The sequence below is a fragment of the Pseudoponticoccus marisrubri genome (assembly GCF_001482405.1).
Classification (GTDB): domain Bacteria; phylum Pseudomonadota; class Alphaproteobacteria; order Rhodobacterales; family Rhodobacteraceae; genus Pseudoponticoccus; species Pseudoponticoccus marisrubri.
Genome location: NZ_LPXO01000010.1, coordinates 144,614 through 158,304 on the forward strand (window position 1 = coordinate 144,614; position 13,691 = coordinate 158,304).

14 protein-coding genes are annotated in these 13,691 nt (G+C 69.0%); 13 read left to right on the forward strand and 1 reads right to left on the reverse strand.

The genetic code is table 11. The features are described 5' to 3' along the window. Window positions 1-6: 6 nt before the first annotated feature. From AVJ23_RS15805 to AVJ23_RS15825, 5 genes are read left to right on the forward strand one after another with little or no spacing between them, the layout of a single operon-like run. Window positions 7-555, forward strand: a complete 549-nt coding sequence (locus tag AVJ23_RS15805; protein WP_058863176.1) for a MaoC family dehydratase — start codon at window positions 7-9, stop codon at window positions 553-555. Next, complete coding sequence (locus AVJ23_RS15810) at window positions 552-1,700, forward strand: CaiB/BaiF CoA transferase family protein (RefSeq protein ID WP_058863177.1); 1,149 nt, start codon at window positions 552-554, stop codon at window positions 1,698-1,700. Before AVJ23_RS15805 ends, AVJ23_RS15810 begins: the two co-directional genes overlap by 4 nt. Beyond that, window positions 1,697-2,824, forward strand: coding sequence for an extracellular solute-binding protein (locus AVJ23_RS15815; RefSeq protein WP_058863178.1), 1,128 nt, complete (start codon window positions 1,697-1,699; stop codon window positions 2,822-2,824). The genes AVJ23_RS15810 and AVJ23_RS15815 overlap by 4 nt, the downstream gene beginning before the upstream one ends. Beyond that, window positions 2,815-3,978: a CaiB/BaiF CoA transferase family protein gene (locus AVJ23_RS15820; protein WP_058863179.1), complete on the forward strand. Its 1,164-nt coding sequence runs from the start codon at window positions 2,815-2,817 to the stop codon at window positions 3,976-3,978. Before AVJ23_RS15815 ends, AVJ23_RS15820 begins: the two co-directional genes overlap by 10 nt. Then, a complete protein-coding gene (locus AVJ23_RS15825; RefSeq protein ID WP_058863180.1) occupies window positions 3,975-5,081 on the forward strand; it encodes a lactonase family protein in 1,107 nt (368 codons plus the stop codon). The genes AVJ23_RS15820 and AVJ23_RS15825 overlap by 4 nt, the downstream gene beginning before the upstream one ends. Here AVJ23_RS15825 and AVJ23_RS15830 read toward each other — a convergent pair. Next, window positions 5,078-5,878 carry an IclR family transcriptional regulator gene (locus tag AVJ23_RS15830; RefSeq protein WP_240484682.1) on the reverse strand — a complete coding sequence of 267 codons (801 nt, stop codon included), beginning with the start codon at window positions 5,876-5,878 and terminating at the stop codon, window positions 5,078-5,080. The two genes, AVJ23_RS15825 and AVJ23_RS15830, sit on opposite strands and share 4 nt — an antisense overlap. A 167-nt stretch (window positions 5,879-6,045) precedes the next feature. Between AVJ23_RS15830 and AVJ23_RS15835 the strand changes: the two genes are divergently transcribed. The 8 genes from AVJ23_RS15835 to AVJ23_RS15870 all read left to right on the forward strand — a co-directional run bounded on the left by AVJ23_RS15835 (window position 6,046) and on the right by AVJ23_RS15870 (window position 13,303). After that, window positions 6,046-7,365, forward strand: coding sequence for an ABC transporter substrate-binding protein (locus AVJ23_RS15835; protein ID WP_058863181.1), 1,320 nt, complete (start codon window positions 6,046-6,048; stop codon window positions 7,363-7,365). Window positions 7,366-7,455: 90 nt separating this feature from the next. Beyond that, window positions 7,456-8,352: a carbohydrate ABC transporter permease gene (locus AVJ23_RS15840; protein ID WP_058863182.1), complete on the forward strand. Its 897-nt coding sequence runs from the start codon at window positions 7,456-7,458 to the stop codon at window positions 8,350-8,352. Then, entirely contained in the window at window positions 8,352-9,221 is an 870-nt protein-coding gene (locus AVJ23_RS15845) for a carbohydrate ABC transporter permease (protein ID WP_240484684.1), read from the forward strand. The genes AVJ23_RS15840 and AVJ23_RS15845 overlap by 1 nt, the downstream gene beginning before the upstream one ends. Before the next feature lie 58 nt (window positions 9,222-9,279). Then, window positions 9,280-10,371, forward strand: a complete 1,092-nt coding sequence (locus tag AVJ23_RS15850) for an ABC transporter ATP-binding protein (protein ID WP_058863184.1) — start codon at window positions 9,280-9,282, stop codon at window positions 10,369-10,371. Next, window positions 10,371-11,489, forward strand: a complete 1,119-nt coding sequence (locus tag AVJ23_RS15855; RefSeq protein WP_058863185.1) for a mandelate racemase/muconate lactonizing enzyme family protein — start codon at window positions 10,371-10,373, stop codon at window positions 11,487-11,489. The genes AVJ23_RS15850 and AVJ23_RS15855 overlap by 1 nt, the downstream gene beginning before the upstream one ends. Beyond that, entirely contained in the window at window positions 11,486-11,815 is a 330-nt protein-coding gene (locus tag AVJ23_RS15860; protein WP_058863186.1) for an L-rhamnose mutarotase, read from the forward strand. The genes AVJ23_RS15855 and AVJ23_RS15860 overlap by 4 nt, the downstream gene beginning before the upstream one ends. After that, entirely contained in the window at window positions 11,805-12,851 is a 1,047-nt protein-coding gene (locus AVJ23_RS15865) for a Gfo/Idh/MocA family protein (RefSeq protein WP_058863187.1), read from the forward strand. The genes AVJ23_RS15860 and AVJ23_RS15865 overlap by 11 nt, the downstream gene beginning before the upstream one ends. Further along, a complete protein-coding gene (locus AVJ23_RS15870; protein WP_058863188.1) occupies window positions 12,851-13,303 on the forward strand; it encodes a MaoC/PaaZ C-terminal domain-containing protein in 453 nt (150 codons plus the stop codon). The genes AVJ23_RS15865 and AVJ23_RS15870 overlap by 1 nt, the downstream gene beginning before the upstream one ends. Window positions 13,304-13,691 lie beyond the last annotated feature (388 nt).

Here is a 13,691-nt window from a genome sequence, read left to right on the forward strand (position 1 = left end):
AGCCGCATGACCCGTTTCCCGCCGACCGTGGGCGTCTCGTCCACGCACCCCGCGACCATGCCCGGAGATCACGCCGAGATCCCGGTCTGGAATGCCGAGAACTGGTTCTACGAGGACTGGCCGGTGGGGCAGAAGATCCGCTCGCTGCGCCGCACGATATCCGAGGGCGAGAGCCACCAGTTCAACATGCTGGTCACCGACATCCACCCTTACGTGCAGGACCAGATCTTTGCTGAGACCGAGGGGCTGTTCGGCAAGCGGCTGGTGGCCGGGGCCTTCGTCTTCTCGGCCGGGCTGGGGCTGGTGGCGACGAATTGCGTCAACGCGTTTTCCTACGGCTATGACAAGCTGCGCTTCATCAAGCCCACCTTCATCGGGGATTCGATCTACACGATCCGCACCCACATGGAGAAACAGCCCAAATACGAGGATATGGGCCTGATCCGCGCCAGCTACGAGGTGTTCAAGAACGAGGGCGAGCTGGTGCTCTACTGCGAGCATCTGCAGACGGTGACATATCGCGACCCCGCCACCGCCAAGGGGGGCGCCTCATGACCGAGGCGCCGCTGGACGGTGTCGTGGTGCTCGACCTCAGCCAGTTCCTGTCGGGGCCTTACGCCACGCTGCGCCTGTCGGACCTGGGCGCGCGGGTCATCAAGGTCGAGCGGCCCGATGGCGGCGACCTGGCGCGGCGGCTCTACCTGTCCGATACCGAGATCGGCGGCGACAGCACGCTGTTCCACGCCATCAACCGCTCCAAGGAAAGCCTCGCGCTGAACTTCAAGGACGCCGGCGACATCGCCACGCTGAAGCGGCTGGTGGCGCAGGCCGACGTGGTGGTGCAGAACTTCCGCCCCGGCGTGGCGACGCGGCTGGGGATCGACTGCGCGTCCCTGCAGGCGGTCAATCCCGGGCTCGTCTATGCCACGATCTCGGGCTACGGGCCGGATGGGCCGTGGATGGGGCGCCCCGGGCAGGACCTGCTGGCGCAGGCGCGCTCGGGCGTGACCTGGCTGAACGGCGATGACGGGCAGGGGCCGGTGCCCTTCGGGCTGGCCATTGCCGACATGCTGGCCGGGGCCGCGGCGGCGCAGGGGATCCTTGCGGCGCTGGTGCGCAAGGGGATCACCGGGCAGGGCGCGCATGTCGAGACCTCGCTGCTGGAGGCGCTGCTGGATTACCAGTTCGAGGTGCTGACCACCTATCTCAATGACGGGCACAGGCCGCCGAAACGCGCCGCCACGCGCTCGGCCAATGCCTATGTCCCGGCGCCCTACGGGGTCTATGACACGGCCGACGGGTACCTGGCGCTGGCCATGACGCCGATCCCGCGGCTGCGCGATTTGCTGGACCTGCCCGCGCTGGAGCGCTTTGCCGATCCCGCCACCTGGTTCGAGGAGCGCGACGCGATCAAGGCGATCCTGGCCGAGACCTTTGCCACGCGGCCCACGGCGCATTGGCTGTCGCTGCTGGAGCCGGCCGATATCTGGTGCGCCGAGGTGCTGGACTGGCCGGCCATGCTGGCCTCGGAGGGGTTCGTGTCGCGCGACATGCTGCAGACGGTGACGCGCGCCGACGGGGTGGCGCTGCGCACGACGCGCACGCCGCTGGTGATCGACGGGCAGCGCGCGCAGGACGGGCGCGCCGCGCCCCGCATCGGCGCCGACACGGCGCGCATCCGCGAGGAGTTCGGATTATGACGGTTCTGAAAGGCATGACCTGGAGCCACCCGCGCGGGTATGACCCGATGGTGGCCTGCGCCGCGCTCTGGTCCGAGCGCTCGGGTGTCGCCATCGACTGGGACAAGCGCAGCCTGCAGGATTTCGAGAGCTTCCCGGTCGAGGAGCTGGCCCGCGCCTATGACCTGATCGTCATCGACCACCCCCATACCGGGCAGATCGTGGCCGAGGGCTGTCTTGCCCCGCTCGACACGCCCGACCGCGCCGAGGAAATGGCGGCGATCGCGCGCGGCAGCGTCGGGCCGTCCTTTGCCAGCTACACCATGGCGGGGCGGCAATGGGCCTTGCCGCTGGATGCCGCGACGCAGGTGCAGGCCTGGCGCCCCGACCTGCTGGACGGCCCCGTGACCGGCTGGGACGCGGTGATCGCGCAGGCCCGTGCCGGGCGCGTGGTGCTGCCGCTGCGCCCGCCGCATGTGCTGATGTGCGTCATGACCTTTGCCGCCAACCTGGGCCGCGCGCCCGCCCCGGTGGAGACGCACGGCTTTCTCGACCCCGAGACCGGGGCCGAGGACAGCGCCCGCCTGCAGGAGCTGGCCGCGCTGGTCGCGCCCGAGTGCCACGGCATGGACCCGATCGCCGCCTTCGAGGCGATGGCCGAGCAGGGCTCCGGGCTGGCGCTCTGCCCCTATGGCTATGGCTATGCGAATTACGCGCTGGACGGGTTCCGCCCGCATCGGCTGGCCTTTGGCGACATCCCCGTGCTGGGCACGAACGGGCCCTGCGGCGCGGCGCTGGGGGGCACGGGGATCGCGGTCTCGGCCCGCTCGTCCCATGTCGCGGCGGCGCGCGATTTCGCCTATTACGTGGCCTCGGGCCCGGTGCAGGCAGGCCCCTATGCCGCCGCCGGCGGCCAGCCCGGCCATCGCGACGCCTGGACCGATCCGCGGATCAATGCCCGCTTCCTGGGCTTCTTCCGGAACACGCTGGCCACGCTCGACGCCTCCTACCTGCGGCCGCGCCATGACGGCTACATGATCTTCCAGCAGGCCGCGAGCGAGGTGCTGGACGCGGGCCTGAAGGCCCGCACCGCCCCCGCCGCGCTGACCGCCAAGCTCAACGAGATGTACCAGACATGCCTGTGACCGCCGACACGCCCGGCCTGCTGGACGGGCTGACCGTCCTCGATTTCAGCCAGTTCCTGTCCGGCCCCTTCGCCGCGCTGCGGCTGGGCGATCTGGGCGCGCGGGTCATCAAGGTGGAGCGTGCCGGCGGCGGCGATCTCTGCCGCGGCATGTACCTGACGCCGACCGATGACATGGGGCGGGACTCGACCCTGTTCCACACGATCAACCGCGGCAAGGAGAGCTTTGCCGTCGATCTCAAGGATCCGGACGGGCTGGCACAGGTGCGCGCGCTGATCGCCGGGGCCGACGTGCTGATCCAGAACTTCCGCCCCGGGGTGATCGACCGGCTGGGGCTGGGCCAGCGGGCGGTGGCCGAGATCAACCCGCGGCTGGTCTATTGCTCGATCACCGGCTTCGGGACCGAGGGGCCCTGGGTCGCGCGGCCCGGGCAGGACCTGCTGGCGCAGGCGCGCTCGGGGCTGATGTTCCTCAACGGCGATGAGGGTCAGGGGCCGCTGCCCTTCGGGCTGGCCATTGCCGACGTGCTGGCCGGCACGGCCATCGTGCAGGGCGCGCTGGCGGCGCTGGTGCGGCGCGGGCGGACGGGGCAGGGGGGGCATGTGGAGACCAGCCTGCTGGACTGCCTGATCGATTTCCAGTTCGAGGTGCTGACCACCTATCTCAACGATGGCGGGCGGCTGCCCGAGCGCGCGGGCTATCGCAATGCCCATGCCTACCTGTCCGCGCCCTACGGGATCTACCCCACCGCCGACGGCTACCTGGCGCTGGCCATGACCCCGCTGGACCGGCTCGCCCCGCTGCTGGACCCGCTGGAGCTGGCCGGGCTGGGCGACAGCGCGCCGTTCCGCCGGCGCGACGAGCTCAAACGCCGCATCGCCGCGCAGCTGTCCGAGCGGGCCACCGAGGCCTGGCTGGCGGTGCTGGAGCCCGAGGATATCTGGTGCGCCGGCGTGCTGGACTGGGACAGCCTGCTGCGGGAAGAGGCGTTCCGCCGGCTCGACATGCTGCAGGAATTGCCCCGCCCCGAGGGCGACGCGATGCACACGCTGCGCGCCCCGATCCGGGTGGATGGCGCGCGCCCGCGCGGCCGCGCCGCGGGGCCCGCGCTGGGGCAGCATACCGAGGCGATCCGGCAGGAGTTCGGCCTGTGACGCAGGACGGCCAAAGCCTGTTCTTCATCGGCAGCTGCACCCGCCCGCTGCCCTATTTCGCCAGCGCCAATGGCGCGGGGCTGACGGGGGTCTTCCTGGATGAAGAGACCGGCGCCTGCACCAGGGCGGGCGTCACCACCGGGATCGACAACCCGACCTATGCCGCGATCAGCGCGGACGGGCGGATGCTCTACGCGTCCTCCGAGGTGGTGGACTGGCACGAGGGCACGCTGAGCGCCTATGCCATCGACCGGGCGGGCGGCACGCTGGCTTATGTCAACAAGGCGGTGACGCGCGGCAACGTGGCCGCGCAGGTCTCGCTCGACCGGAGTGACCGTTTCGTGGCCTGCGTCAACTATGCCTTCATGCCGCCCGGCGCGGGCCCCGACCGCGCCGTGGTGATCTTTGCCCGCGCCCCCGATGGCGGGCTGGGGCCCGTCACGGCCGAGGCGCGGCTGTCCGGCCATGGCCCCGACCCCGACCGGCAGGCGCGGTCGCACGCGCATTGCCTGCGCTTCAGCCGCGACAACCGGCTGGCGCTGGTGGCGGATCTGGGCACCGACCGGGTAGAGCTCTTCCGCTTCGATGCCGCCTCGGGCGCGCTGGCGCCCGCGGGCGCGGTGGGGCTGCCGCCGGGAACGGGGCCGCGCCATATCGAGATGCACCCCCGGCGCGACATCGCCTATGTGGTGGGCGAGCTGAACGCGACGCTGGCCACGATCGCGCTGGACAGCGGCGCGGCGGCCGGGCGCTGCCTGCATGTCGCCCCCTGCCTGCCGCCCGGGGGGCCGCCGGGCACGCATGGCTCGGCGGTGAAGATCAGCCCCGATGGCGGGCATCTCTATGTCGGCAACCGGGGGCACGACTCGATCGCGCATCTGCGCGTCGATGCCGGCGGCGTGGCGCGGTTTGCCGGCACCGTGCCCTGCGGCGGCGCCACGCCGCGCGACCTGGCACTCAGCCCCTCGGGGCGGGTGCTGGTCGTGGCCAACCAGGACAGCGACCGGGTGGAGGTGTTCCGCCGCGGCCCCGATGGCGGGCTGGCGCCGCTGGGGCCGGGCTTCGCCACCGGCACGCCCACCTGCGTGGCCTTCCTGCCCTAGCCCTGCGGGCCGGTCGCGGCGTTCCAGCCGGTGAAGCCGCTGAGCACGCGGGCCGCGTCGCGCAGATCGGCGAGCACCTCGTCCACGCCGGGCGTGCCCTCGGCATCGACCTGCGGCAGGTAGGGCACGGTCAGCGCCGCGATGGCATGGCCATCGGCGCCCAGGATCGGCGCCGAGAGGTTCACCACGCCCACCGTCTGCAGCGAGTCCATGCGCTCGAAGCCGTCGCGGCGCACCTGCTCCAGCCGGTCGGCCAGCTCGGCCGGCATGGCGCGCGGCGGCGCCCCGGGGGGCGTGGTCTCGGCCACCATCATCTCGCGCGTCTCTTGCGTGGCGAAGGCCAGCAGCACATGGCCCGAGCCGGTGTCGAACAGGTCGATATGGCTGCCCACCCGGATCGAGATGCCCCAGTAGCCGGGCGCCTCCTGCTGGGCCACGACGACGGCGGCGCCGCGGTCGAAGACGACCAGCTGATTCGCCTGCTGCGTGCGGGTGGCCAGCTCGCGCATGCGCGGGGTGGCGAAGGAGGCCAGCCGCCGCGTCGGCGCGTGCAACTGCGCCAGCCCGAACATCTTGAGCGTCAGCGCGTAGCGGTCGCCATCGGTCTTGGTGACGTAGCCGCGCCGCATCAGACGGTCGAGCATGCGGTAGAATTCATTGGGCGACCGGCCGAGCGCCTTGGCGATCTCGGCCTGGGTCAGCCCCCCTTCGATGCCGGACAGCAGTTCGAGAATGTCGAGCCCCTTGTCCAGCGCCGGCGCGCGATAGCGGTCTTCCTCGGCGGGTTTCGTGCTCAACGGGTCGGCTCCTTTCCCTGACATATGAAAGCCTGCCTTCATTAGAGAATATTTCGCGGAATTCAAACGAAATCATTGACAGCACGGGGGTCGATACTTTTACCTATGAAAAGATTATCCATAAATGAGAGTCACCAGGACGCTCAGGGGATAACAGGGAGGAAGACATGAAACTGATGACCTCGGCGTCCGCGGGCGCCCTGATCCTTGCCGCGGCCACGGCCGGCGGTGCATCCGCGCAGGAGCTGCCCGGCAGCTTCGAGGGCGTGACCATCGAGGCCAAGCTGATCGGCGGCCAGCAATACGAGGCGCTCTACAACCGGCTGGCGGAATGGGAGGCGGCGACCGGCGCCACGGTCGACGTGATCTCGAAGAAGAACCACTTCGAACTGGACAAGGAGATCAAGTCCGACATCGCCACCGGCCAGCTGGACTGGTGCGTGGGCTCGAACCATTCCTCCTTCGCGCCGCAATATCCCGGCATCTATGTCGATCTGCGCGAATACCTGCCCGAAGAGGCGCTGGCCGATTTCGTCGCCGGCAACATGGCGGCGGCCACGCTGGGCGACCGGCTGGTGATGCTGCCGCGGGCGCAGTTCGACGTCTCGGCCATGTATTACCAGAAGGACCTCTACGAGGATGCCGACAACGCCGCGGCCTTCCAGGAGGAATACGGCTACGAGCTGGCCCCGCCCGAGACATGGGAGCAGGTGGCCGACCAGGCCAAGTTCTTTGCCGATGCGCCCAATTTCTACGGCACGCAATATGCCGGCAAGGAAGAGGCCATCGCCGGGCGCTTCTACGAGATCCTCGTGGCCAATGGCGGCGAGTTCCTGAACGAGGACGGCGAGCCCGCCTTCAACTCCGAGGCCGGGATCGAGGCGCTGAACTGGTTCGTCGATCTCTACGAGGCCGAGGCCGTGCCCGCGGGCGTGCCGAACTACCTTTGGGATGACCTGGGCCAGGGCTTTGCCAGCGGCACCGTGGCGCTGAACCTCGACTGGCCGGGCTGGGCCGGGTTCTTCAACGATCCCGAAGCGTCGAAGGTCGCCGGCAATGTGGGCGTCGCGCCGCCGCCGGTGGGCAGCGCGGGCATCCGCTCGGGCTGGTCGGGCTTCCACGGCTTCTCGGTCACCGAGGATTGCGCCCACCCCGAGGCCGCGGCCTCGCTGGTGTGGTTCCTGACCAACGAGGAGAGCCAGAAGCTGGAAAGCGCCGCCGGCCCGCTGCCCTCGCGCAACGCGGTCTGGGATCACGTGATCGCCGAGGCCGAGGGCGACGCCTACCGCTCCGAGGTGCTGGCCGCGTTCCAGACAGCGGCCGAGACGGCCTTTGCCGTGCCGCAGACGCCCAGCTGGATCGAGATCACCAACGTGCTCTACCCCGAACTGCAGGCCGCGATCCTGGGCGACAAGACCCCGCAGGAGGCGCTGGACGATGCCGCCGAAGAGGCGACCATGGTCCTGGAGGACGCGGGCGAGCTCTGAGCCCGCGCGCGGCGTCGGGATTGGGGGCCGGCTCCCTACGGCCCCCGATCCACCCGTTCCCCATCCTTGCCATCCCGACAGGAGCCCCCGATGAAGGCCTGGCGCCTCCCGCCCCATATCGTGCTGCTGATGCCGGCCGTCATCGTCCTGGCGGCGGTGGTGCTGATCCCGCTGGTGCTGTCGCTCTATTCCAGCTTCACGCCCTTCCGGCTGACCCGGCCGGACTCGATCTACCAGTTCATCGGCTTCCGCAACTACGAGCGGATCTTCACCGATGCCGATTTCTGGATCGCCTTCGGGCGCACCGTGCTGCTGCTGACCATCGCGCTGAACCTCGAGATGGTGCTGGGGCTGGGCCTGGCGCTGCTGGTCGAGCGCGCCAGCCGCGGCCAGCGCCTGCTGCGCACCATCCTGATGTTTCCGATGATGTTCTCGCCCATCCTGGTGGGGTTCCAGTTCAAGTTCATGTTCAACGACAATGTCGGGCTGGTGAACAACGCGCTGCAATCGCTGGGGCTGACCGACCAGGCGATTCCCTGGCTGATCGACGGCACGCTGGCCTTCATCGCGATCACCATCGCCGAGGTGTGGTCCTCGACCTCGGTCTTCGCGATCTTCATCCTGGCCGGGCTGATGGCCATGCCGCGCGAGCCGATCGAGGCCGCCCGGGTGGATGGCTGCACCGCCTGGCAGACCTTCAAATACGTGACCTGGCCCTTTCTCATGCCCTTTGCCTTCATCGCGATGACGATCCGCAGCCTCGACGTGGCGCGGGCCTATGACATCATCAAGATCATGACCGATGGCGGCCCCGCCGGCCGGACCGAGGTGCTGTGGACTCTGATCGCGCGCACCGCCTATTCCGATGCCCGCATGGGGATGGCCAACGCGATGGCCTATGTCGCCATCCTGCTCTCGATCGCCTTCACGGCGCTCTTCTTCCGGCAGCTCGGCAAGGCCCGGGCCCAGGTGGCGGCGGATTGGTGATGATGGACGCGAACCGCAAATCCCGCATCCGCAAGCGCCTGACCGACTGGGCCCTGACCGGGCTGCTGTTCCTGGCGATGTGCATCATCTGCCTGCCCGGGCTCTGGATCGTGCTGAACTCGCTGCGCCCCACGGTCGAGATCATGGCCAAGCCGCCGGTCTGGATCCCGCGCGAGCTGTCCTTCGACGCCTATGTCGCGATGTTCTCGGGCGTGGGGCAGGGCGGCATCCCGGTGGTGCAGTACTTCCGCAACTCGATGATCATCGCGGTGACCTCGACGATCATCTCGCTGGCGATCGGCATGTCGGGGGGCTATGCCTTTGCCCGCTACCGCTTCCGCTTCAAGGGCGGCTGGTTCCTCGGCCTGATGCTGACCCGGGCGGTGCCGGGCATCGCGCTGTCGCTGCCGCTCTTCTTCCTCTATGCGCGGGTCGGGCTGATCGACACCCATGCGGGGATGATCCTGGCCTACACGGCGCTCAACATCCCCTTCACCATCTGGCTGATCGACGGCTTCTTCCGGCAGGTGCCCAAGGACCTGGCCGAGGCGGCGCAGATCGACGGCTGCACCCGCTGGCAGGCCTTCTGGCAGGTCGAGTTCCCGCTGGCCCGCCCCGGCATCGCCAGCGCCGGCATCTTCGCCTTCCTGATCTCGTGGAACGAGTTTGCGCTGGCGTCGCAGCTGACGCGGTCGACCGACAGCAAGACGCTGCCGGTGGGGCTGCTGGACTACACCGCCGAGTTCACCATCGACTGGCGCGGCATGTGCGCGCTGGCCGTGGTGATGATCATCCCCGCGCTGCTGCTGACCTACGCGGTGCAGAAACACCTGGTCTCGGGGCTGACCTCGGGCGCGATCAAGGGCTGAGGCCCCGGGCCCGGCAAACGGCAAACACCGCACGGCACGTGCGATCGAAGGACAGGACATGGCAACGCTGACGCTTTCACAGCTCGACAAGAGCTACGGCGCCTTCCACGCGGTCAAGGCGATCGACCTCGATGTCTCGGATGGCGAGTTCGTGGCGCTGGTCGGCCCCTCGGGCTGCGGCAAATCCACGACGCTGCGGATGATCGCGGGGCTGGAGGAGATCTCCAGCGGCGACATCCGGATCGGCACGCGGGTGGTCAACGACCTGCCCCCGCGCGACCGCAACATCTCTATGGTGTTCCAGAGCTACGCGCTCTACCCGCACATGACGGTGGCCGAGAACATGGGCTTCACGCTCAAGATCGCGGGCCGCGACAAGGCCGAGATCGACCGCGCGGTGACCGAGGCGGCGCGCGTGCTCGAGATCGAGCCGCTGCTGGACCGCCGGCCGGCGCAGCTGTCCGGCGGGCAGCGCCAGCGCGTCGCCATGGGCCGCGCCATCGTGCGTGACCCCGACGTGTTCCTCTTCGACGAGCCGCTGTCGAACCTCGACGCCAAGCTGCGCGGCCAGATGCGCACCGAGATCAAGCAGCTGCACGCCCGGCTGGGCGCCACCATCGTCTATGTCACCCATGACCAGGTCGAGGCGATGACCCTGGCCGACCGGATCGTCATCATGAAGGACGGCCGGATCGAGCAGGTCGGCACGCCGGACGAGGTGTTCAACCACCCCGCCAGCCTCTTCGTCGCGGGGTTCATCGGCTCGCCGCCGATGAACATGGCGCCGGCCACGGTGCAGGGCGGGCGGCTGGTGCTGGGCGATGGCGCCGCGCTGCCGGTGCCGCCCGACATCACCGTGCCCGAGGGCGCGCGGGTGACGCTGGGGCTGCGCCCCGACGATCTCTATCCCGAGGGGCACGGCATCCATTCCGAGGATGGCCACGCGGTCGAGAGCCGCGAGCTGGCCGTCGACATCTCGGAGCCCCTAGGCAACGAGACGCTGCTTTTCGTGCCCTTCGGCGGCAGCACATGGACCGCGCGGATGCTCAACCCCCGCGCGGTGCGGCGCGGCGAGACGCTGCGCTTTCACTTCGATCTGTCGCGCGCGCATCTCTTCGACGCCGACACCGGACAAAGCCTGAGGACCTGATGGCACGTATCGAAAGCATCCACCTGCGCATGGTCGACCTGGCCCCCAAGGTCGAGCGTACCGACGCGATCCAGTCCTTCGTCAGCCAGGAAACCCCGCTGGTCACCATCACCGACAGTGACGGCGCGGTGGGGCAGGGCTATTCCTACACGATCGGCACCGGGGGATCCTCGGTGATGCGCTTGCTGTCGGACCATCTCTGCCCGCGCCTGCTGGGCCGCGAGGCCGAAGAGGTCGAGGCGATCTGGAACGACCTCGAATTCGCCACCCATGCCACCACCGTGGGGGCGATCACCTCGATCGCGCTGGCCGCCATCGACACCGCGCTGTGGGATCTGCGCTGCCGCCGCGCCGGGCTGCCGCTCTGGCAACTGGCGGGCGGGGCGAAACCGCAGGCGCCCTGCTACACGACCGAGGGCGGCTGGCTGCACCTGCCGCAATCGGCGCTGATCGAGGACGCGCTGCAGGCCAGGGCGCAGGGGTTCAAGGGCTCCAAGGTCAAGATCGGCAAGCCCTCGGCGGCCGAGGATTCCGCAAGGCTGGGCGCGCTGCGCGACGCGGTGGGCCCGGAGTACGAGATCATGACCGATGCCAACCAGGGCTTCCTGCGCGACGGCGCCCGGCGCCGCGCGCTGGCGCTGGCCGAGCATGACCTGGCCTGGATCGAGGAGCCGCTGGCCGCCGATGACATCGCCGGCCATGCCGAGCTGGCGCGCGTGGCGCCGATGCCCGTCGCGGTGGGCGAGAGCCTCTATTCCATCCGCCACTTCGCCGAATATGTCAGCCGCGGTGCCGCCTCGATCATCCAGGTCGATGTGGGCCGGATCGGCGGCATCACGCCCTGGCTCAAGGTGGCGCATATGGCCGAATGTCACGGGCTGGCCGTGGCGCCGCATTTCCTGATGGAGCTGCATGTCAGCCTGGTCTGCGCCATCCGCAACGGCGCCTGGGTCGAGTACATCCCGCAGCTTGACGACATCGTGGGCGAGCGCCTGCGCATCGAGAACGGGCAGGCCATCGCGCCCGAAACGCCCGGGATCGGCATCGACTGGGACATGGCCGAGATCGACCGCCGCGCCGTGGCCGAGTTCACCACGCAGATCGGGAGGGACACATGATCCGCATCGGACAGGTCATCGGCGTCAAGCCGGAGGAGATCGAGGAATACACCCGCCTGCATGCCGAGGTCTGGCCCGGCGTGCTGGACAAGATCGCCGAGTGCGGCATCCGCAACTACACGATCTTCCTGCGCGAGCCGGAAAACCTGCTCTTCGCCTACATGGAATATCACGGCGACGACTGGGCGGCCGACCAGGCGAAGATGGCCGCCGATCCCGAGACCCAGCGCTGGTGGGACATCAACAAGCCCAAGCAGGCGCCGCTGGACACGCGCGAGGAGGGCGAATGGTGGGCCGGCATGCGCGAGGTCTTCCATGTCGACTGAGCTGCGGCAGGGCTGGGCGCCGCCCGCGCGGCGCCGCCCGATCGTGATCTTCGGCGCGGGCAGCATCGTGCGCGACGCCCACCTGCCGGCCTGGGCGGCGGGCGGCTACGAGGTGGCGGGCATCACCGATCCCGACAGGGCCAAGGCGCAGGCGCTGGCCGCGGCGCATGGCACGCGCGCGCTGAGCCCCGAGCAGGCCGTCGCGGTCGAGGGGGCGGTCTTCGACCTCGCCACGCCGCCCGATGCCCATGCCGGCATCCTTGCCACCCTGCCGCGCGGCGCCCCGGTGCTGGTGCAGAAACCCATGGGCAGCGACCTGCCCGGCGCCAGCGCGATCCTGCAGACCTGCCGCGAGCGCGAGCTGCTGGCGGCGATGAATTTCCAGCTGCGCTTCGCCCCCATGGCGGTGGCGCTGAAGGATGCGATCGACCGCGGCCTGCTGGGGCAGGTGGTCGATATCGAGATGCATGCCGTGCTGGCCACGCCCTGGGGGCTGTGGAAATTCCTCGAAGGGCTGCCCCGGATCGAGATCGCCATGCATTCGATCCATTATCTCGACCTGATCCGGCACCTCGTGGGCGACCCGCGCGGCATCCATGCGCAAAGCCTCGGCCACCCGTCGCACGCTGTGGCCCAGACCCGCACCGCGGCAATGCTGGATTATGGCCCCGACCTGCGCTGCGTGCTGTCGGTCAACCATGACTGGGATTTCGGCCGCCCGCACCAGGCCTGCGAGCTTCGCGTCGCGGGCACGCAGGGTGCGGCCTACATGAAACTGGGGGTCAATCTCGACTACCCCAAGGGCGAGCCGGACGTGCTGGAGATCAACACCGGCGACGGCTGGCAGCCCGTGGCCCTGACAGGCTCGTGGTTCACCGAGAGCTTCACCGCCCGGATGCACAACCTGCAACGCGCCGCGGGCGGCGAAGAGCCGCTGATCGCCCCGGTCGCCGATGGCTGGAAGACCATGGCGCTGGTCGAGGCGGCCTATGCCTCCTCCGCCGCGCCCATGCACCCGATCGAGGAGGCCCCCTGATGGAGAGACCCCGCAGCTTCGAGCAGATCGAGATCGGCGAGACGCGCGAGAGCTATGGCCGCACGATCACCGAGACCGATTTCGTGGTCCATGCCGGCCATACCGGCGATTTCTTCCCCCATCACATGGATGCCGAGTTCATGGCCCGCTCGGAATTCGGCGGCCGCATCGCGCATGGCACGATGGTCTTTGCCATCGGCATCGGCCTGACCGCGACCGAGATCAACCCGCGCGCCTTCTCCTACGGCTATGACCGGCTGCGCTTCGTCCGCCCGGTCTTCATCGGCGACACGATCCGCACCCGCTGCACCATGGCGCGGAAAGAGGACGACCCCAAACGCCCCGCCTCCGGCCGCCTCTTCGAGACCGTCGAGGTGCTCAACCAGCGTGACGAGGTCGTGCTGGCCTGCGAACACATCTACATCGTCGACCGCGACACCCCGAAAGGGTGATCGCGGGGGGGCGCAAGCATAGCGCCCATTGGACAAGGGTAAGCGCTCGAGTGGCAGAACGCCGAGAGCGAACGGTTCCCAATCCTCAGATCACCAATGAACCGGTGTGCGGCTTTCGCGTTTTCAACGCGCCACGCCTGGCGGCGTGACAAGGTTCGAATGCCAAGTATCAGACATTCATTCGTAGCGCCGCTGCCTTGAAAACGGACAACGGATCCGTCACGGTCGCCTTACTATAGTGAAACTAGCAAAACATCGGATCAGTATGTTTAAGACTCCTGGCCCGCCCTGAACTGATGCGGTGGATGCCCCCCACCCAGCGGCATCTCGTATGCCATGATGGTTCCACATGAGCCGAGCTGAGGGCACATCAATGACGACGCAGATC

Excerpts from the sequence above, each read along its gene's own strand:
- AVJ23_RS15870 (WP_058863188.1), top strand. The coding sequence starts at position 12,851 with ATGGAGAGACCCCGCAGCTTCGAGCAGATCGAGATCGGCGAGACGCGC.
- AVJ23_RS15845 (WP_240484684.1), top strand. The coding sequence starts at position 8,352 with ATGATGGACGCGAACCGCAAATCCCGCATCCGCAAGCGCCTGACCGAC.
- AVJ23_RS15820 (WP_058863179.1), top strand. The coding sequence starts at position 2,815 with ATGCCTGTGACCGCCGACACGCCCGGCCTGCTGGACGGGCTGACCGTC.
- AVJ23_RS15805 (WP_058863176.1), top strand. The coding sequence starts at position 7 with ATGACCCGTTTCCCGCCGACCGTGGGCGTCTCGTCCACGCACCCCGCG.
- AVJ23_RS15860 (WP_058863186.1), top strand. The coding sequence starts at position 11,486 with ATGATCCGCATCGGACAGGTCATCGGCGTCAAGCCGGAGGAGATCGAG.
- AVJ23_RS15815 (WP_058863178.1), top strand. The coding sequence starts at position 1,697 with ATGACGGTTCTGAAAGGCATGACCTGGAGCCACCCGCGCGGGTATGAC.
- AVJ23_RS15810 (WP_058863177.1), top strand. The coding sequence starts at position 552 with ATGACCGAGGCGCCGCTGGACGGTGTCGTGGTGCTCGACCTCAGCCAG.
- AVJ23_RS15855 (WP_058863185.1), top strand. The coding sequence starts at position 10,371 with ATGGCACGTATCGAAAGCATCCACCTGCGCATGGTCGACCTGGCCCCC.
- AVJ23_RS15840 (WP_058863182.1), top strand. The coding sequence starts at position 7,456 with ATGAAGGCCTGGCGCCTCCCGCCCCATATCGTGCTGCTGATGCCGGCC.
- AVJ23_RS15865 (WP_058863187.1), top strand. The coding sequence starts at position 11,805 with ATGTCGACTGAGCTGCGGCAGGGCTGGGCGCCGCCCGCGCGGCGCCGC.
- AVJ23_RS15850 (WP_058863184.1), top strand. The coding sequence starts at position 9,280 with ATGGCAACGCTGACGCTTTCACAGCTCGACAAGAGCTACGGCGCCTTC.
- AVJ23_RS15835 (WP_058863181.1), top strand. The coding sequence starts at position 6,046 with ATGAAACTGATGACCTCGGCGTCCGCGGGCGCCCTGATCCTTGCCGCG.